This window comes from Acidimicrobiales bacterium, assembly GCA_041394245.1.
GTDB lineage: Bacteria > Actinomycetota > Acidimicrobiia > Acidimicrobiales > Aldehydirespiratoraceae > JAJRXC01.
In genome coordinates, this window is record JAWKIR010000003.1 from 743,484 (window position 1) to 762,211 (window position 18,728).

Here is an 18,728-nt window from a genome sequence, read left to right on the forward strand (position 1 = left end):
GTCAGTGACCTCCGGCCTGGGCGGCGACTTCAGCGGCGCCGGCGGCGGCCGCCGCCGGGTCGAGCGCCCGTTCGAGGGGGTGCTTCGACTCGACCGGACGCATGTCGCCGTCCAGTCGGTAGTGCAGCGGCATCCCGGTCGGGATGTTGAGTTCGGCGATCTCGTCGTCGGGGATGGAGTCGAGGTGCTTCACGAGCGCCCGCAGCGAGTTGCCGTGGGCGGCGACGAGCACGGTCCGGCCCACCCGCAGGTCGGGCACGATGCCGTCGAACCAGTAGGGCAGCATGCGCTCGACCACGTCGGCGAGGCATTCGGTCTTCGGCAGCAGCTCCGGAGGGAGCTCGGCGTAGGCGGCCGAGTGGTTGGGGTTGTACTCGTTGTCGTCACGGATCGCCGGTGGCGGGGTGTCGTAGCTGCGTCGCCAGATGTGGAGCTGCTCATCGCCGAACTTCTCGCGGGTCGCAGCCTTGTCGAGACCGGTCAGGTCGCCGTAGTGCCGCTCGTTGAGCCGCCAGCTCCGACGGACGGGGATCCAGCGACGGTCGCAGCCGGCGAGCATGAGTTCGGCGGTCTCGATCGCTCGCTGCTGCAGCGATGTGTGCACGACGTCGGGGAGCAGAGCCGCCTCGGTCAGCATCGGGCCGGCAGCACGGGCTTCGGCCCGCCCCTTCTCGATCAGCGGGCAGTCGTACCAACCGGTGAAGAGGTTGAGCTCGTTCCATTCGGAACGCCCATGGCGGACGAGAATCAGGTCGTACATGGGCTGCAGGCTATCCGCCGACGCGTTCGGGCTAGAAAGGCGGCCATGAAGAGCTTCACCGACAAGGTCGTCGTCGTGACCGGCGCGGGCTCCGGCATGGGTCGGGCCTACGCGATCGAGTTCGAGAAGGAGGGGGCGAAGCTGTCGCTCTGCGACATCGACCCGGTCGGTCTGCAGCAGACGGTCGATGCGCTGCGGCGATCGGGTGGCGATCGGGTGTTCTCCGCCGTCGTGGACGTGGCCGACGAGGACGCGATGAACGACTTCGCCGATCGATCGAGGGCCGCGCTCGGCAACGCCCATGTGGTGATCAACAACGCGGGCATCGCCGGTTCGATGCTGCCCGGGGTCGAGACCTCGGTGAAGGACCTCGACCGCGTGTTCTCGGTCAACTTCTACGGTGTCGTTCACGGCACGCTCGCCTTCATGCCCCAGCTCCAGGTCAACCGCGAGGCCGCACTGGTCAACGTGTCGAGCATCTTCGGGATGATCGGTGTGCCCGGCAATGCCGACTATTGCGCGACCAAGTTCGCGGTTCGGGGCTACACCGAGTCGCTCATGGCGGAACTCGACGGGTCCCACATCCAGGTCCACCTGGTGCATCCGGGCGGTATCGCCACCAACATCGTGAAGGGCACGACCGCCGAGGCGGATGCGAAGGATCTGCTCACCACCCCGCCGAGCGAGATCGCGGTCAAGGTCATCGAGGCGATCCGGAAGAACCGTCGGCGGGTGGTGTTCGGCAACGCGGCTCGTCCGGCGCGCTTCGCGTCGAACTTCATGCCGTTGGGCGCGGTCGCCCGGATGCTGCGGAAGGGTGTCGAGCGGGGTCGGGGCCCGGGCGCGCCGAGCTGACGCTCAGTCGTCGTCGTTCACGAAGCCGAGTCCGATGCCCCACCATCCGCCGATGCGGGCGTTGGTGGGATTGCGGAACAGCACTCCCGCCCACTCGAACGGCTCGGTCACGTCGTCGTCGAGGAGTTCGAGTTCGATCGTGGCATCGACCTGGCCGGGCTGGAACGTCACCACGCCGCTGCCGGGAGCGATGTCGGTCCCCAACTCGGCCCATCCCGGGGCCTGCACGGGAGGCGTGTGCCAGTCGACCCGGACCGTCTGATCCGACGGGTGCGACAGTCGGACGGGGATGGTGATCACGCCATCGCCCTCGGTCACCTCGGCGCTGCCGGGGATGACTGCCGGGGTGTCGGGCACCTCGCACGGTTCCAGCGGACCGAGAACGGGGTGGGAGAGGTCGGCCGGCGGTGAGGAGATCGGTGCGCCCAGCGGTTCGAAGGTCGCGGCGATCACCCAGATGAGGCCCAACCGGGGAGGTTGGGTTCCCTCGCAGATCCCGACCGGCCGGCCGTGGCTCGTGTTGCCCTCGACGGTCAGTTGGTCGAAGCCGTGGATCCAGCGGATCGGGCTCTCGTTGCCGGTGACGTCGAGAGTGTTGCCGACGATCGACGTCCGGATGACCGGCTCGCCGAGCACGGTGGTGCGGTACTCCGTTCCCACGATGATGCCGTGGTGCGACGGGTCGCCCGACCTGATCGTGTTGCCCTCGATCGTCGTGCCGTCGTCCTCGACCCGGATGGGATACGTGACGTCGACGAACTCGTTGCCGACGATCGTGTTGTCGGCGGCGTAGTCGCGGGTGACGCGCTGGAGGGGGCCCTCGAGGAAGGCGGGCTTGGTGCACTCCATCGGGAGGGTGTTCTCCGCCATGCGCTGACCGACCCACACGCCGTTGAGTCCGCCGGTGAACGTGTTGCCCTCGATCAGGTTGCGATCCGAGGGCCAGCGACGGTCGAACCACACGCCGGAATCCGGGAACTCTCCGCAGTTCGTGTAGAGCAGGATGCCGCCGTGGCTGTTGCCCTCGAAGGAGTTGCCGACCACGACGTTCTCGTAGCTGCCGTCGATGGCGAGTCCTTCCCGCCCGATTCCCCACCACCGGAACCGCAGGCCGCCGAACTCGTCGACCTGGCCGCCGGGGCCGTTCTCGCGATACCCGTTGTCGTGGATCCGGTTCCCCTCGACGAGGGTACGACGGCTGCCGGTCTCCAGATAGATACCCGCACTGCCCGTGCCCTCGATCACGTTGTCGCGGATCGTGGCATCGCTCACGTAGCCGTCGATGAACACCCCGACGCCACGTGAGTTCCGGAACTCGTTGTCCTCGATGACGACCCCGGTCAAGCCGTTGTCGTACTCGACCCCCGGCTGCAGGTCGCGGAAGCCGACACGGGTGACGCGGAGGTTGTTGAGGAACCCCTCGACTCGGCAGTTGCGGACCACCACGTCGCTCATCGCCGTGTCCGTCGGCGACGAGATCTCGATGCCGCGGCCGCCGCCGTCGCTGCGGATCAGGGCACCGCGGCAATCCAGGACGACGTCGGAAGCCGTGATGTCGAACCCTCCGGTCCACACGCAGCCCGGATCGAGATCGGTGCTCGTGGTGAGTTCGTGACGGACATCGGCGGTGGAGCAGTCGAGTGCGATGGCGGTCGACGCCTCGGCGTCGTCCCCGGCGCCGGCCGGCGTGATCGGTCCCAGGATGCCGAGAACCGCCAACGCGAGAATTGTCGGGCAGGAAACCACGCAACGTCGCATCCCGCAGTATTGATCGCGGCGCGTCCTCTTCGCCACCCTGCGTCGTCGGGCCGGCGTTCGGGCGAGCCGCCAAACCTGATAACAACACACTCAACTTTTCGGTGTTGATGGGAATTTCGGTCGGTATGGTGCGGTTCAAGCACCTGTACTCCCCCAGACACCAGAGAAAGAGCGTGTTCCATGCCCAAGGCAGTCGGTATCGATCTCGGCACCACCAACTCCGTCGTTTCCGTCCTCGAGGGCGGCGACCCCGTCGTCATCCCCAATGCCGAGGGCTCCCGCACCACTCCGTCCGTCGTGGCGTTCGCCAAGGACGGCGAGGTCCTCGTCGGTGAGGTCGCCAAGCGGCAGGCCATCACCAATCCCGGTCGCACCATCCGTTCGGTCAAGCGCCACATGGGCACCAACTGGACCATCGACATCGATGGCAAGGCCTACAACCCCCAGGAGATCTCGGCCCGCGTGCTCATGAAGCTGAAGCGTGACGCCGAGGAGTACCTGGGCGACACGGTCACCCAGGCCGTCATCACGGTGCCCGCGTACTTCGACGACGCCCAGCGCACCGCGACCCAGGAGGCCGGTCAGGTCGCCGGGCTCGAGGTCCTGCGCATCATCAACGAGCCGACGGCGGCCGCGCTGGCCTACGGCCTCGACAAGGAGCAGACCGAGCAGACCATCCTCGTGTTCGACCTCGGCGGTGGCACCTTCGACGTGTCGGTGCTCGAGCTCGGCGATGGCGTGTTCGAGGTGAAGTCGACCGCCGGCGACACGAAGCTCGGCGGTGACGACTGGGACGATGCCGTCATCAACTGGCTCGCCGACTCGTTCAAGAACGACCACGGCGTCGATCTCCGGTCCGATCCGATGGCCGCGCAGCGTCTGAAGGAAGCGGCCGAGAAGGCCAAGATCGAACTGAGCCAGACCCAGTCGACCCACGTCAACCTTCCCTTCATCACGGCGACCGATTCCGGTCCGCTGCACCTCGACTACGAGCTGACGCGCAGCAAGTTCCAGGAGATGACCTCCGACCTGCTGGCCCGCTGCCGCAAGCCCTTCGAGCAGGCCATCAAGGACGCCGGACTCAGCAAGGGCGAGATCGACCATGTCGTGCTCGTGGGTGGTTCGACCCGAATGCCCGCTGTGACCGAACTGGTCAAGGAGCTCACCGGCTCCGAGCCCAACAAGACCGTCAACCCCGACGAAGTCGTGGCGATCGGTGCGTCCGTCCAGGCCGGCGTGCTCAAGGGCGAGGTCAAGGACGTGCTGCTCCTCGACGTGACCCCGCTGTCGCTCGGCATCGAGACCAAGGGCGGTGTCATGACCACCCTGATCGAGCGCAACACCACCATCCCCACCCGCAAGAGCGAGACCTTCACCACGGCCGAGGACAACCAGCCGTCGGTCGAGATCCACGTGCTCCAGGGTGAGCGGGAGATGGCGCAGTACAACAAGACGCTCGGCAAGTTCCAGCTCGTCGACCTGCCCCCGGCGCCCCGCGGCGTGCCCCAGATCGAGGTCGTCTTCGACATCGACGCCAACGGCATCGTCCACGTCAGCGCCAAGGACAACGCGACCAACAAGGAGCAGTCGATGACCATCACCGGTCAGAGCTCGCTCTCCGACGACGTCATCGAGCAGATGGTGAAGGACGCCGAGGCGCATGCCGAGGAGGACCGCAAGCGCAAGGAAGAGGCGGAGATCCGCAACACCGCCGACACCCTCGTCTACCAGACCGAGAAGCTGCTCAAGGACCAGGCCGACAACGTCAGCGACGACGAGAAGTCGACCATCGAGGCGAAGCTCGAGGGTCTCAAGACGGCGCTGGACGGCACCGACCTCGAGGCGATCAAGGACGCCACCGAAGGTCTGATGTCGGCCAGCCAGGAGTTCGGCCAGCGTCTCTACGAAGCGGCCGCGGCGCAGGAGCGCCAGGCAGAGTCGGCCGCGAGCACCCCTGACGACGACGAGGTCGTCGACGCCGAGATCATCGAGGACGACGGCGAGGCATCGTGAGCAACGACCAACGCGAGCCCGACGAGGCCGCGACGATCGACCCGTCCGGGTCGGATGAGCCCCCCGCATCCGGCCCGGACGGCGTCGACGGCGCTGCCCTGACGGTCGAGGAACTGGTCGCGACCCTCGAAGCAGTGACCGCCGAGCGGGACCAGCATCTCGCCGATCTCCAGCGGGTCAGCGCCGACTTCGCCAACTTCCGCAAGCAGACCGAGAAGCGCAACGCCGACATCGCCGCCCAAGCCGGGTCGCGGGTCGCCGAGGCGCTCCTCCCCGTGCTCGACGCGTGCGACGCGGCAGCCCACCAGGGCGTCGAGGGCGTCGAGCCCATCGCCGCCCAGCTCCACGGGATCCTGCAGGGATCGGGGTTGGAGCTCATCTCCGACCAGTCCGAGCCCTTCGATCCCAACCGCCACGAGGCGGCGATGAGCGAACCGGGCGACGAAGGCCAGGAGGTCGCCGTCGTCGCGGAGGTGCTCCGCAAGGGGTACGCGTGGAACGGCCGCGTGCTGCGAGCAGCAATGGTCCGGGTCAAGGGTTGAGCATCACGGCGTCGACGACCGGCGAGTGACGAGACGAAGGAGGTGACACATGGCCGCAGAACCCCAGAAGGAATGGTTCGAGAAGGACTACTACAAGACGCTCGGCGTCGATGAGAAGGCTTCGGCCAAGGAGATCACCAAGGCGTATCGCAAGCTCGCCCGTGAGCTGCACCCCGACGCCAACCCCGGCGATGTCGCCGCGGAGGAACGCTTCAAAGAGGTGTCGTCCGCCTACGACGTCGTCGGCGACGAGGAGAAGCGGGCCAAGTACGACGAGGTTCGGCGTCTCGGCCCGATGGCCGGCGGGTTCGGCCGTGCCGGTGGCGGCCCCGACGGTGGCTTCAATGTCGGTTTCGACGACATCGGAGATCTGCTGGGTGGGCTCTTCGGCCGAGGCGGGCGCGCCCCCCGCGGCGGTCCGCAGCAGCAGTCTCGTGCCCAGCAAGGTGTCGACCTCGAAGCCGACCTGACCCTCGATTTCGACGACGCCGTGAAGGGTCTCGAAACCACCATCACGCTGACGAGCGAGGCAACCTGCCACACCTGCGCCGGGACCGGCTCGAAGCCGGGCTCCAAGCCCGAGACCTGCAGGGTCTGCAAGGGAAAAGGCGTCCAAGACGAGAACCAGGGCCTCTTCTCCTTCAGTCGACCCTGCTCGGCGTGCGGCGGTCGCGGGACGATCATCACCGATCCGTGCACCACGTGTCGCGGAATCGGTGTCGAGGTTCGCCCGCGCGATGTCAAGGTCCGTATCCCGGCCGGGGTCAAGTCCGGCCAGAAGATCCGCCTCAAGGGCAGGGGCGGTCCCGGCCGTGCCGGTGGTCCTCCCGGCGATCTCTACGTGCGGGTCAAGGTGGCCGATCATCCGTTGTTCGGTCGTTCGGGCAAGGACCTCACGATCGATGTGCCGATCACCTTCGCAGAGGCGGCTCTCGGCGCCGACGTGAAGGTGCCGACCCTCGATGCCGATCCCGTCACGATCCGGATCCCGCCCGGAACCGCCACCGGAAAGACCTTCCGTCTGCGGGGCAAGGCCGGTGCCGGCGACCTCCTCGCCACGGTCGTCGTGTCGGTGCCCCCCACACTCTCCGACGAACAGCGCCGGGCGATCGAGGCGTTCGCTGCGGCGTCGCCCGAGTCGCCCCGATCTCACCTGGGAGTCTGATCATGGATCACGAACGGTTCCATCGCGCGGTCTACGTCATCTCCGTCGCTGCCGAGCTCGCCGGGGTGCATCCCCAGACGCTTCGGATCTACGAGCGAAAGGGCCTCGTCGATCCGGCCCGCACCGGCGGCGGTAGTCGGCGCTACAGCGACGCCGACATCGCCCTGCTCCAGCGGATCCAGGAGCTCACCAACGACGGTCTCAATCTCGCCGGCGTGAAGCGGGTGCTCGATCTCGAGGCCCGGGTGGCGCAGCTCGAAGCCGAGCTCGCCCATCGCGAAACGGCGACGTCGGTCGCCGTCGACCAGGTGCATCGCCAGTACCGCCGCGATCTGGTTCCCATGCCGCCGCGCAGCATCACGCTCTACCGGCGGGCCCGGAGCGGCTGAGGCGTCAGCCGAGCGATCGGGTCCGCAGCCGGGTGAGTGCGTCGCGCACCGCCTGCACCGCGGCGTCGTCGTCGATGTGGAGCTGGTACACGGCGACGGCGAAGGAGTCGCTCGCCTGTTCGAGTGCCGCCTCCGCCTGCGCAGCAGCCGCCGGGCGGGGCGAGCGGACGAAGCTGCCGGCGCGCCCTCGTGTCTCGATGAGCGCCTCGCTCTCGAGGAGCTGGAACGCCCGCTCGACGCTTCCCTTCGACAGTCCAAGGTCGGCGGCGAGCTGGCGAATGGTGGGGAGCTGCACGCCGGCGCGGAGCGCACCGGACGCGACCATGCGTTCGATCTGGCTGCGGATCTGTTCGTAGACCGGCACCGGGTCGTTCGCATCGACGTGGAGGATCACGTCGCGATTCTCAGTGTGATGGTGATGAGCGCGAGGATCCCGACGCCGGCGAGGACCAATGACACGACCCGTGCCCCGGACGGTTGGAGTCCGACGCGCCGTGCCGTTTCCGTCATGCCGAACGAACGGTTCCGTCGCCACCACACGAACGCGACCACGAGGCACGCGATGGTGGCCCAGTTCAGGATGGTGAGCCCGGGGGTGAGTAGGCGGTACTGCCACGAGACGACGATCAACTCCAGCGTGACGACGGGTCGCCCGAGCCCGACCGACGCGGCCATCCGCCGGATGTCGTCGTCGGCAGCTGCGAGCTCGGCGGGGAGCGCGGGACGAGGCCGCAGCGCGATCCGGGTCACGGACCATCGGCGGATGCCGCGCAGGGCCACGACGATCGCGGCGAGGGCCACGACGCCCACTGCGGCGGCGTCGAGAACTGCGGACAGGGCGACCGCCGCGATCGCGGCTGCGGCGACGGCCCGTTCCCGCTCGAGCGAGACCGCGTCGTCGTAGTCGTGCGGTGTCCGGACATCGAGCGAGACGATGCGCGTGGCGTTCGGACGGCGGAAGCGGAACACCTCGGCCACGATCGATCCGGCGACGGAACCACCGAGTGCCACGGAGGCGACGAGGGTCAGGTCGAGGCTCCATCCGTCGTCCTGTCCGAGGTCGGCGGCGATCGTGGCGATGAGCAGCGCGAGGGTCCACCCGACGATCGCTCCGGCCAGCCGGTAGCGGCGGGAGCGGGCGAAGAAGCGTTCGTAGAGCGCTCGCTCGGGACCGGTGGAGGTCAACGTGCCCAGGTTGGCGACCGACACGGATGAACTCCGGACCGTCATGGCGATGATCGCGGCGATCACGATCAGGGAGAGCGAAGCGAGTGCCATCGGATTCCTCGGGTTCGGGATGAAAGGGCTTGCTTTGACCTATTGTCCTAGGACAATATGACAAACATGACCGACGAGGCAAGCGACATCGCTCGAGGTACGGCGCGATCGACGATCCCGCCCGAAGTTCTGGACGCGCTCGTGCCGGCACCGGCCGCCCGCTGGCGGCGAGCCGCGCTCTGGCTGCTCTTCGCGGCGGCGGTCGCGGGCGTCGGGTGGGGGTGGAGCACCGGCATCGCCAATCCGGAGATCTCCACCCATCTCGCGAGCTGGGGTGGCGACGGGCCGGTGCATCTGGGATTCCGGGTCGAGTCCCGATCCGCAGTCGACATCGAGATCACCGAGGGGTTCGACGTGCCGGACGGTCTTCGCCTGCTCGGCTACACGACCGCGCCGTTCAGCGACGAACTGGGGATCGCCGACATCGACGGAGGCGTGTTCCCGGTGCGGGTACGTCCCGACGGCCCCGTCGACATCACGGCGTTCTTCGAGATCACCGATTGCGGTCTGCTCGCGAACCAGGTCGGCCCTGCTCGGGTGACGGTGGCGATCGCCGACGGCCCGTTCTCCTGGTTCGAGCATCGGCGAGTCGTGGGGACGGACTTCTTCGCCGCCTCCGACGCCACCGGGCAGGGTGCCTGGCCGACCGCGATCTCAGAGGGCGCCTGCGTGTCGTCGGAGTGAAATCCGGGTTCGAGGGACTGCGGCGGGCACTTGTCGGGTTTGGATGGAGGCGCCGAACCAACGAAGGGCCTCACCAATGTCTGTGCAACTCATGTCTGTGCGAACCATGTCTGTGCATACCTGGATCCATCTCGGACCGATTCGCGATCGCGAGTGGGAGGCAGCGGCATGCGGGCATCAGTGACCGACCTCGCGACCATCACCCTCGCGGCCCGCTACGACGCGGTCCGCGACCAGACCGAGGCACTGGCCTCGGTGCTGAGCCCCGAGGACCAGGTCGTGCAATCGATGCCCGACGTGAGCCCGACGAAGTGGCACCGGGCCCACAGCACATGGTTCTTCGAGACGTTCCTCCTGATTCCCCATGGCGTGGAACCGGTCGAGGAGTACTACGGCTATCTGTTCAACTCCTACTACGAGGCCGTCGGAGCCCGTCACCCCCGCCCCGATCGGGGGTTGATCACGAGGCCGAGCAACGACGACGTGCGGGAGTATCGCCGCCTCGTCGACGAGCAGATGCGCCGACTGATCGACTCCGAGGTCGGCGATGATCCCGCCGTCGCGGCGCTGATCGAGCTCGGGCTCCACCACGAGCAACAGCACCAGGAACTGCTGCTGATGGACATCAAGCACGTGCTCTCGCGCAATCCCTTCTCACCGGCCTACGACCCGCGGCCCGCGCCGCCGGCCGACTCGGTCCCGGACCTGGGCTGGATCGCACACCCGGGTGGCATCATCGAGGTGGGTCACACCGGTGACGGGTTCCACTTCGACAACGAGGGCCCCCGCCATCAGGCCCTCGTCCCGTCGCACCGGCTGGCCGACCGGCTGGTGACCAACGGTGAGTGGCTCGAGTTCATGGCCGACGACGCCTACGCGAATCCCGCGCTCTGGCTCTCGGCCGGCTGGCACACCGTCGTCACCGAGGCATGGGACGCCCCGATGTACTGGTCGCGAACCGACGACGGTTGGGTCGTGCACACGCTGACCGGCACCCGCCCGGTCGACCCCGGTGAGCCGGTGGCGCATGTCAGCTACTTCGAGGCCGACGCGTTCGCCCGTTGGGCGGGGGCGCGCCTCCCGACCGAGTTCGAGTGGGAGGCGCATGCCGCCGCTCGTGCCGTCGACGGCAACCTGCTTCCCGGCGGTGCGCTGCATCCGACCCGCGCAGCGGGCAACGGTGTCCGACAGCTCTACGGCGACGTGTGGGAATGGACGTCGAGTGCCTATGCCCCCTACCCGGGCTATCGGCCTGCGGCCGGGGCGGTGGGCGAGTACAACGGAAAGTTCATGATCGACCAACAGGTCCTGCGAGGCGGGAGTTGTGTCACCCCGGGCGACCATGTCCGCGCCACCTATCGCAACTTCTTCCCGACACATTCGCGTTGGGTGTTCGCGGGCGTACGGCTCGCCGACGACGGGGGTGCGCGATGATCCACCTCCCCGAGGTCGTCGTCGACGTCCATCTCGGGCCCGATGATCTGGCCGCGTCGTTGCGACACGACGTCCGCGACGGCTTGACCCGCCGGTGCAAGGAACTGCCGCCGAAATGGCTCTACGACGAAGCCGGCAGTGCGCTGTTCGATCAGATCACGAGGCTCGAGGAGTACTACCCGACCGCCGCCGAGCGAGAGATCCTCCTGCGCCATGCCGCGACGATCATCGAGCGGGCCGAGGCCCACACGATCGTGGAGCTCGGTGCCGGTACGTCCGACAAGACCCGCGCCCTGCTCGATGCCGGTCGCGACCAGGGAAGTCTGCATCGGTTCATCCCGTTCGACGTGAGTGAGGAGTTCCTCCGCACGACCTCCGACGCGCTGGCCGAGGCCTATCCGGGTCTCGCCGTGCACGGGGTCGTCGGCGACTTCGATCGGCACCTCGGGCGGATTCCCCGCGATGGCGAGCGACGCATGATCGTGCTGCTCGGCGGCACGATCGGGAACTATCCGACCGAGGCCCGCGCGGAGTTCCTGCGGCGGATCGTCGACCTGCTGCAGCCGGGCGACCGGTTCCTCCTCGGCACGGACCTGGTGAAGGACCCGGCGCGCATGGAGCTCGCCTACGACGACCGCCAAGGGGTCACCGCGGCGTTCAACAAGAACGTGCTCGAGGTGCTCAATCGCGAACTCCACGCCGATTTCGACGTCGACTCGTTCGACCACGAGGCCACCTGGGACCCACACGAGGAATGGATGGACCTCGGCCTGCGCAGCCGGCGCGCCCAGCAGGTCCGCGTCGATGCCCTCGATCTCGACATCGCCTTCTCGGAAGGGGAGTACCTGCGAACCGAGGTGTCCGCGAAGTTCCGGCTTCCGCTGCTGGCCGAGGAACTCGCGGCCGTCGGGCTCGAGATCGAGCACTGGTTCACCGACGTCGCCGGCGACTTCGGCGTGAGTCTGTCGGTTCTGCGCTGACCGTCGTGGTGGGGCGGGAATAGAACCCCTCCCGGCAAAGTTGAGTCCATTGCACTCAGGTTTTCTCGACTCGACCGTGGAGGTCCCCCTATGGCGCTCGATCCGAATCGCTGGACACTCAAGACCACCGAGGCCTTCTCGGCCGCCAGCGAGTCGGCTCGCGCCGCATCGCACCCCGAAGTGGTTCCCGCCCACCTGCTGACCGCACTGCTCGGTCAGTCGGAGGGGATCGTCCTCCCCATGCTCCACAAGGTCGGTGTCGATGTCCCGTCGGCACGCAACGCCGCCGCTGATGCGCTTGCCAAGCTGCCCCATGCCTACGGATCCGACCCGCAGATCTCGAAGGAACTGCGCGAGGTCCTCGAGGCCGCCGACCAGGTGCGGGAAGTCCTGGCCGACGAGTACCTCTCGACCGAACACCTGCTCCTCGCGCTCGACCACGCGATCGGGGTCGATCGTGAGACCCTTCTGGGTGCGCTGCGCGAAGTGCGGGGAAGCCATCGGGTCACCAGCCAGACGCCGGAGAACGAGTACCAGGCCCTCGAACGTTTCGGTCGTGACCTCACCGAAGCCGCCCGCAACGGCGAACTCGACCCGGTGATCGGCCGTGACGACGAGATCCGCCGTGTCATCCGAGTGCTCTCGCGTCGCACCAAGAACAACCCGGTGCTCATCGGCGAACCGGGTGTCGGCAAGACCGCGATCGTCGAGGGGCTCGCCTCCCGCATCGTCGAGGGCGACATCCCCGAATCGCTGAAGAACAAGCGCCTGATCAGCCTCGACATCTCGTCGATGGTCGCCGGGGCGAAGTACCGCGGTGAGTTCGAGGAACGACTCCAATCCGTTCTGAAGGAGATCGAGGACGCCGACGGCGAGATCATCACGTTCGTCGACGAGATGCACACGGTCGTGGGTGCGGGCGGCGCCGAAGGTGCCATGGACGCCGGCAACATGCTCAAGCCCATGCTGGCCCGCGGCAAGCTCCGCATGGTCGGCGCCACCACCCTCGACGAGTACCGCAAGTACGTCGAGAAGGACCCTGCTCTGGAGCGCCGCTTCCAGCAGGTGCTCGTCGAGCCGCCGTCCGTCGAAGCCGCGATCGCCATCCTCCGCGGGCTCAAGGAGCGCTACGAGGTGCACCACGGTGTGCGAATCCAGGATTCCGCCCTCGTCGCCGCCGCGGTGTTGAGCGACCGCTATCTCACCGGCCGCTTCCTCCCCGACAAGGCGATCGATCTGATCGACGAGGCGAGTGCATCCCTGCGCATCGAGATCGATTCGGTGCCGACCGAGATCGACGTCGTCGAGCGCCGCATCCGCCAGCTCGAGATCGAGCGGCTCGCCCTGGCGAAGGAGACCGACGCCGCCTCGGCCGAGCGGTTGGAGGAACTCGACCGCGAACACGCGGATCTCACCGAGACGCTGGCGGGGATGACCGCCACGTGGCAGGCCGAGAAGGACGCGATCACCGCGCTGCGCGAGATCAACGAGGAGCTCGAGTTCGTCCGCGGTGAAGTCGAACGTGAGCCCGACCTCGAGCGGGCGGCCGAGCTCCGCTACGGACGTATCCCCGAGTTGGAGCGGCAGTTCGGCGTCGCCCGGACCGAACTCGACAAGATCCAGGCCGAGTCGTCGATGCTGAAAGAAGAGGTCGACGAGGAGGACATCGCCGAGGTGGTGAGCCGTTGGACGGGTGTGCCCGTGTCTCGGCTTCTCGAGGGTGAGGTCCAAAAACTCGTGCGCCTCGAGGACCATCTCCACAAGCGCGTCGTCGGACAGGACAGCGCCGTGTCCGTGGTCGCCAACGCCATCCGGCGGTCCCGGGCCGGGCTCGGCGATCCTCACCGTCCCATCGGCAGCTTCCTGTTCCTCGGCCCGACCGGTGTCGGCAAGACCGAACTGGCCCGATCGCTCGCCGAGTTCCTGTTCGACGACGAGCGGGCGATGGTGCGCATCGACATGTCCGAATACATGGAGAAGCATTCCGTGAGCCGCTTGATCGGAGCGCCTCCGGGTTATGTCGGCTACGACGAGGGTGGGCAGCTCACCGAGACCGTTCGGCGTCGCCCGTACTCGGTGGTGTTGCTCGACGAGGTCGAGAAGGCGCACGGCGACGTGTTCAACGTCCTCCTGCAGCTGCTCGACGACGGTCGTCTGACCGACGGCCAGGGTCGCACCGTCGACTTCGCCAATGTCGTGTTGATCATGACCTCGAACCTTCCGGGTGAGCCGGAGGACTTCTTCCGGCCCGAGTTCGTCAACCGCATCGACGACATCGTGCGGTTCCGCTCGCTGACCGAGGACGACCTCGTCCAGATCGTCGACATCCAGCTCGCGGGTCTCGCCGGTCGCCTCGCCGATCGCCGCCTGACCCTCGAGGTCACCGACGACGCCAAGCGACTCCTCGCCACCGAAGGGTTCGAACCGGCCTTCGGCGCCCGACCCCTCAAGCGACTGATCCAACGGGCGATCGGAGACCCGCTGGCCATCGCGATCCTCGAGGGGACGTACCAGGAAGGCGACACGGTGACCGTGACTGTGGACGGCCCTGTGGACAACCGGGAGTTCGTGCTGGCCTGATCGATCGGGCGGGTGCCGCCGGCGCCCGCAGCATCACCCTCCGTGAGTGGATCGACCACTACGTTCTCTGCCAGGAGTACGGGAGAGCGATGTGAAGCTGCGACAGCTGTGGAAACTGCTGTCCGGCGTCGCCTTGCTCGTCACCGGCATGCTGTTCGGCGCTTCGGCACCGGCGGCGGCCACGACGGGCGGGTGCGCCGGCGACGTCGTTGTCGCGCTCGACGTCGCCGTGTGGTCCCGATCCGGCCATGACACCTACGGCTTCACACTGAGCGAGCCGCTGCCGCCCGGCGAATGGACGGTCCGGACCAGTTCGTCGGATGCCTATGTCGGCCGTAGTGCCAGTCTGCAGCTCCACGAACAATGGCTGCTCGACATCGCCGGCCATGTCGTCCTCGGCCCGACCACGGATCTGGCCGATGGCGTCGAGTCGGCCCAGGTGGCCGACTCCCTCGGTTCGTTCGTGAGCACCGCCGGCGTCACGCGGTTCACGGTGCGCCACGCGGCACCGAGCACTCCGGACGGGACCAACTCGGTGACGGCCGACTGTGTCTCGTTCACCCGGGTCCCTCCACCGACCACGACGGCACCGCCGACGACGGCGCCGACCACGACAGCCCCGACCACGACGGCCCCGACCACGACGGCCCCGACGACGACGACTGTTGCGCCGCCCTCGACGACGATGGCGCCGACCACGACGACGACGATGGCGCCGACCACGACCACGGCCCCGACCACGACCACGGCCCCGACCACGACGACGGCCCCGCCCGCAAGACCCGCGCCGCCCACGCCGACCCCTCCCGGGATCCGTGCCTCCGCGGTCGTCGACTGCCTCGCCGACCGCGTCTACGTCCTGTTGGGCAACGACGGCGACACCGCGGCGACGGTCGACGTCGCCCTTCCGCTCGCCACCGTGCAGTCGGGAGTCGCCGTCGGCGCCGGTTCGACCACGACCAGCACCCTCGCGATCGGCGATGTCGAGGGCGCCAGCGAGATCCGTGTCACCGACTCCTCCACCGGTGCGACCTATCTGCGCACGCCGGTCGAGGTCGACTGCGACGAACCCGCGCGCCCGACGGCAACGACCGTTCTCGACTGCGCCGCCGGGGTGCTCGTGGTGGTGTTGGGCAACGATGCCGGCGACCCCGCCGAACTCATGGTCGTGCACGAACGAGTGGCCGTCATCGCCGAGGTCGTCCTCGAGGCCGGCTCGACCATCCAGGTCGAGGTGCCGGTCCGAGACGCCGACGTCATCCCGATCCGGGTGATCGACGGCGACGGCAACGATGTCATGCGGGTCACGGTCGACAACATCTGCCCGCCGACGGACCCGGCGACCGGCGACGACGGCGACACCGATGGGCCGGGCGATGGCGGCACGGGAGTCGACGGTGCCCCGGGCACGTGCGCCACATCGGTACGAGCGGCGCCGGAATGCGCCGACGTCCGCATCGTCGTCGAGCCCGACTGTCCGCGTTCGCTCGCCGATGTGTCCGTGCGCCGCGAAGGGATCGGCCGGGAACGCTTCGTCGTGCTCCTCGACGGCGCCGTCGCCGGGGTCGTCGCGATCGACGGGACCGGCGATCGCTCGGTTCCGGTGTCGTTGGGCGGCGACGATGCCCTCCTGACCGTTTCCCGTTCGACATCCACCGAGGCGATCGTCGTCGGCAGGATCAGCTGCGATACCGAGAGCAGTCGTGCCGGACCCATCGCGGCGTCGCTGGTCGTCTTCGCCGTGCTCTCGACAGCCGCCGGTGTGCTGCCCTGGCCGCTCAAGGCCGGCGCACTCTGAACCCTCGGTCATCCGAAGTGCGGTGGCCATTGGGCACAACTGTTGGTCCGGGCGGCCTATTGTGACCCCGGTCGGGCCCCTCGTAGCCTGATCTCACGGGGAGGCAACGACCCGTCGGACAGTAATTGGTCGCTTCGTCCGACGGTGAGCCAGAGCGAAACCGACCCTGTTCCACTCCCTCCACTGCACACCTCCGAGAGGTCGGTTTCCAAATGTTGACCCGGACCAAAGCCGCGATCACCACCGCAGCCGTTGCTGCCGTCATGCTGGCGCCTGTGGAGATGAGTGGCGCCGCGGCCGCCGACGGTGCCGCGTACTGCGCCGGCGCCGACCAGGTGATCGCCTTCCCGAACGTGGGCTTCAACGCCGGCGGTGCGGCGACGATCGTGATCGGCAACAGCTGGTATCCGCGCTCCTTGACCGTCTCGGCTGCCCTCCCGGCGGGCGACTACGCCGTGAACACCGCCGCCTACGACGGCTATCCCGGCCGTACCGGCACCGCAGCACAGGACTTCGAGCAGTTCGTGCTCCAGTTCCTCGACTCCGGCGGTGCGGTGATCGCGACCACCGCCATGTCCGGCGACCTCGTCGACTTCGTCGAAGAGGCGAGTTGGACCGGATCGGTGGGCACCGTGGTGCTCGACCGTGAGGCCGTTGCGATCCGTGCCATCCACGCCCACCTGGGGAACGCTGCGATTCTCGCGATCGGCGAGGCCCAGTCGGTGCAGCCTGCGTGCATCGGCGTGACCGATCTGACGCCGCCCACCACCACCAGCACCACGACGACGTCGACCACCACGAGCACGACCACGAGCACCACGACCACGACCGAGGCGCCGACCACGAGCACCACGACCACGACCGAGGCGCCGACCACGACCACCACCGAGGCGCCGACCACGACGACCTCGCTCGTTCCCACGACCTCGACGGTTCCGACGCAGGTGCTGCCCCAGGTGCAGGAGATGCCCGACCCGGATCCGGTCGTCGGCACCCCCACCTTCACGGGCTGACCCCACCGGAGTCACACGCTCGCCCCCGGGCGAACTCCCGCACCCTGGACAGCAAGGGCGAGGCCGTTGCGCCTCGCCCTTCGCCGTTTTCGTGCGTGGGCCGCACTCTCGTTTCAGTGGGCGTTCCACGGCTCGGCGGCTAGCCTCTCCCGGTAACGCAATTCCTCGAGAGGAGAGCGCCGTGCCCGCGACCGTCGTCGTCGGTACTCAGTGGGGCGATGAGGGCAAGGGGAAGTTCACCGACCTCATCGCCAAAGAGATGGAGATGGTCGTCCGCTACCAGGGCGGCCACAACGCCGGCCACACGCTCGTGGTCGATGGCGTGACCTTTGCGCTCCAGCTCGTGCCGAGTGGAATTCTCTACGACCACATCACGCCGGTCATCGGCAATGGTGTGGTCGTCGATCCGCGTGTGCTGCTCAAGGAGATGGACACCCTCGAGTCGAAGGGCGTCGACTGCAGCGCCCTCAAGGTGTCGGGCAACGCACACCTGATCATGCCGTACCACCAGGAGCTCGACGCACTGCACGAGCGCCACCTCGGTGATGGCAAGCTCGGGACCACCAAGCGCGGCATCGGGCCTGCGTATGCCGACAAGGCGATGCGGGTGGGCCTGCGCGTGCAGGACCTGCAGGATCCCAAGATCTTCCGTCAGAAGCTCGATGTCGTGTTGGGTCACACCAACCAGGTGTTGACCAAGGTGTTCAATCGGCTGCCCGTCGACGCCGACGAGATCGCGACGGAGTACCTCGAAGTGTGTGCGCCGCGCGTCATCCCGTACATCGCCGACACGATCAGCCTCGTCCACAACGCGCTCGATGCCGGCCAGGGTGTGCTCCTCGAGGGCGCCCAGGCGACCTTCCTCGATCTCGATCACGGCACCTACCCGTTCGTCACGTCGTCGAACCCGGTCGCGGGTGGGGCGTGCACGGGCGCCGGCATCGGCCCCCGCGACATCGGCCGCATCATCGGGATCGCCAAGGCCTATGTGACCCGTGTGGGCTCCGGCCCGTTCCCGACCGAGCTGGCCGATCAGATCGGTGACCACCTCGTCGACGTCGGCCACGAGTACGGCACCAACACCGGCCGCCGCCGGCGTCCGGGATGGTTCGACGCGGTGATGATGCGTCAGGCCGTCCGTGTCAACTCGTTGTCAGAGGTGGCGCTCACGAAGCTCGACGTGCTCGATGCGCTGGAGTCGCTGAAGGTCTGTGTCGCCTACGACATCAATGGCGTCCGCCACGAGCAGCTGCCGTATCACCAGAGCGACCTCCACGCGGCGACGCCGATCTATGAAGAGCTCCCGGGCTGGGGCACCGACATCAGCAAGGTGACCAACCCCGGCGATCTTCCGAAGAATGCGGCCGACTACATCGCGTTCCTCGAGGCGCAGATCGGTGTCCCGATTCGGCTCGTCGGCGTCGGACCGGGACGCGAACAGTTCCTCGACCGGGCGGCGTGATCGGCGCGGCGACCGGC

Annotated in this window: 16 protein-coding genes; 12 read left to right on the plus strand and 4 right to left on the minus strand. The window is 67.8% G+C overall.

Features of this window, described 5'->3' with window-relative positions:
- Position 1 precedes the first annotated feature (1 nt).
- On the minus strand, positions 2–760 hold the full coding sequence (locus R2707_18250) for a phosphoglyceromutase (GenBank protein MEZ5247037.1): 759 nt from the start codon (positions 758–760) through the stop codon (positions 2–4).
- Between the two features lie 45 nt (positions 761–805).
- On the opposite strand from R2707_18250, the gene R2707_18255 reads away from it, so the two are divergent.
- On the plus strand, positions 806–1,615 hold the full coding sequence (locus tag R2707_18255; protein MEZ5247038.1) for an SDR family NAD(P)-dependent oxidoreductase: 810 nt from the start codon (positions 806–808) through the stop codon (positions 1,613–1,615).
- Between the two features lie 3 nt (positions 1,616–1,618).
- On the opposite strand, the gene R2707_18260 is transcribed toward R2707_18255, so the two are convergent.
- Positions 1,619–3,334, minus strand: coding sequence for a right-handed parallel beta-helix repeat-containing protein (locus tag R2707_18260; GenBank protein ID MEZ5247039.1), 1,716 nt, complete (start codon positions 3,332–3,334; stop codon positions 1,619–1,621).
- A 219-nt stretch (positions 3,335–3,553) separates the two neighbouring features.
- Here R2707_18260 and dnaK point away from each other — a divergent pair, with 219 nt between their 5' ends.
- Genes dnaK through R2707_18280 form a run of 4 tightly spaced genes read left to right on the plus strand, consistent with a single transcriptional unit; the run spans position 3,554 to position 7,482 of the window.
- Positions 3,554–5,386, plus strand: a complete 1,833-nt coding sequence (gene dnaK, locus R2707_18265; GenBank protein ID MEZ5247040.1) for a molecular chaperone DnaK — start codon at positions 3,554–3,556, stop codon at positions 5,384–5,386.
- The gene (locus R2707_18270) at positions 5,383–5,928 is read left to right on the plus strand and encodes a nucleotide exchange factor GrpE (protein MEZ5247041.1); all 546 of its coding nucleotides are present in this window, start codon (positions 5,383–5,385) and stop codon (positions 5,926–5,928) included. Before dnaK ends, R2707_18270 begins: the two co-directional genes overlap by 4 nt.
- Positions 5,929–5,977: 49 nt before the next feature.
- The gene (gene dnaJ, locus R2707_18275; protein MEZ5247042.1) at positions 5,978–7,093 is read left to right on the plus strand and encodes a molecular chaperone DnaJ; all 1,116 of its coding nucleotides are present in this window, start codon (positions 5,978–5,980) and stop codon (positions 7,091–7,093) included.
- Between the two features lie 2 nt (positions 7,094–7,095).
- Positions 7,096–7,482, plus strand: a complete 387-nt coding sequence (locus R2707_18280) for a helix-turn-helix transcriptional regulator (protein ID MEZ5247043.1) — start codon at positions 7,096–7,098, stop codon at positions 7,480–7,482.
- Positions 7,483–7,486: 4 nt separating this feature from the next.
- On the opposite strand, the gene R2707_18285 is transcribed toward R2707_18280, so the two are convergent.
- Positions 7,487–7,876, minus strand: coding sequence for a GntR family transcriptional regulator (locus R2707_18285; protein ID MEZ5247044.1), 390 nt, complete (start codon positions 7,874–7,876; stop codon positions 7,487–7,489).
- Complete coding sequence (locus R2707_18290; protein MEZ5247045.1) at positions 7,873–8,760, minus strand: hypothetical protein; 888 nt, start codon at positions 8,758–8,760, stop codon at positions 7,873–7,875. The genes R2707_18285 and R2707_18290 overlap by 4 nt, the downstream gene beginning before the upstream one ends.
- A gap of 66 nt (positions 8,761–8,826) precedes the next feature.
- Here R2707_18290 and R2707_18295 point away from each other — a divergent pair, with 66 nt between their 5' ends.
- The 7 genes from R2707_18295 to R2707_18325 all read left to right on the plus strand — a co-directional run bounded on the left by R2707_18295 (position 8,827) and on the right by R2707_18325 (position 18,711).
- Positions 8,827–9,444, plus strand: a complete 618-nt coding sequence (locus R2707_18295) for a hypothetical protein (GenBank protein ID MEZ5247046.1) — start codon at positions 8,827–8,829, stop codon at positions 9,442–9,444.
- Between the two features lie 168 nt (positions 9,445–9,612).
- Complete coding sequence (gene egtB / locus R2707_18300; GenBank protein MEZ5247047.1) at positions 9,613–10,878, plus strand: ergothioneine biosynthesis protein EgtB; 1,266 nt, start codon at positions 9,613–9,615, stop codon at positions 10,876–10,878.
- Positions 10,875–11,858, plus strand: a complete 984-nt coding sequence (gene egtD / locus R2707_18305; protein ID MEZ5247048.1) for an L-histidine N(alpha)-methyltransferase — start codon at positions 10,875–10,877, stop codon at positions 11,856–11,858. Before egtB ends, egtD begins: the two co-directional genes overlap by 4 nt.
- Before the next feature lie 90 nt (positions 11,859–11,948).
- Entirely contained in the window at positions 11,949–14,438 is a 2,490-nt protein-coding gene (locus R2707_18310) for an AAA family ATPase (GenBank protein ID MEZ5247049.1), read from the plus strand.
- 91 nt (positions 14,439–14,529) lie between these two features.
- Complete coding sequence (locus R2707_18315) at positions 14,530–16,236, plus strand: hypothetical protein (GenBank protein MEZ5247050.1); 1,707 nt, start codon at positions 14,530–14,532, stop codon at positions 16,234–16,236.
- Positions 16,237–16,448: 212 nt separating this feature from the next.
- Positions 16,449–17,249: a hypothetical protein gene (locus tag R2707_18320; GenBank protein MEZ5247051.1), complete on the plus strand. Its 801-nt coding sequence runs from the start codon at positions 16,449–16,451 to the stop codon at positions 17,247–17,249.
- 181 nt (positions 17,250–17,430) lie between these two features.
- Positions 17,431–18,711, plus strand: a complete 1,281-nt coding sequence (locus tag R2707_18325) for an adenylosuccinate synthase (GenBank protein MEZ5247052.1) — start codon at positions 17,431–17,433, stop codon at positions 18,709–18,711.
- Positions 18,712–18,728: the final 17 nt, after the last annotated feature.

Bases quoted from the DNA above. Each gene is read 5' to 3' on its own strand.
- dnaK (MEZ5247040.1), top strand. From the start codon at position 3,554: ATGCCCAAGGCAGTCGGTATCGATCTCGGCACCACCAACTCCGTCGTT.
- egtD (MEZ5247048.1), top strand. From the start codon at position 10,875: ATGATCCACCTCCCCGAGGTCGTCGTCGACGTCCATCTCGGGCCCGAT.
- R2707_18255 (MEZ5247038.1), top strand. From the start codon at position 806: ATGAAGAGCTTCACCGACAAGGTCGTCGTCGTGACCGGCGCGGGCTCC.
- R2707_18250 (MEZ5247037.1), bottom strand. From the start codon at position 760: ATGTACGACCTGATTCTCGTCCGCCATGGGCGTTCCGAATGGAACGAG.
- R2707_18310 (MEZ5247049.1), top strand. From the start codon at position 11,949: ATGGCGCTCGATCCGAATCGCTGGACACTCAAGACCACCGAGGCCTTC.
- R2707_18280 (MEZ5247043.1), top strand. From the start codon at position 7,096: ATGGATCACGAACGGTTCCATCGCGCGGTCTACGTCATCTCCGTCGCT.
- dnaJ (MEZ5247042.1), top strand. From the start codon at position 5,978: ATGGCCGCAGAACCCCAGAAGGAATGGTTCGAGAAGGACTACTACAAG.
- R2707_18320 (MEZ5247051.1), top strand. From the start codon at position 16,449: ATGTTGACCCGGACCAAAGCCGCGATCACCACCGCAGCCGTTGCTGCC.
- R2707_18295 (MEZ5247046.1), top strand. From the start codon at position 8,827: ATGACCGACGAGGCAAGCGACATCGCTCGAGGTACGGCGCGATCGACG.
- egtB (MEZ5247047.1), top strand. From the start codon at position 9,613: ATGCGGGCATCAGTGACCGACCTCGCGACCATCACCCTCGCGGCCCGC.
- R2707_18290 (MEZ5247045.1), bottom strand. From the start codon at position 8,760: ATGGCACTCGCTTCGCTCTCCCTGATCGTGATCGCCGCGATCATCGCC.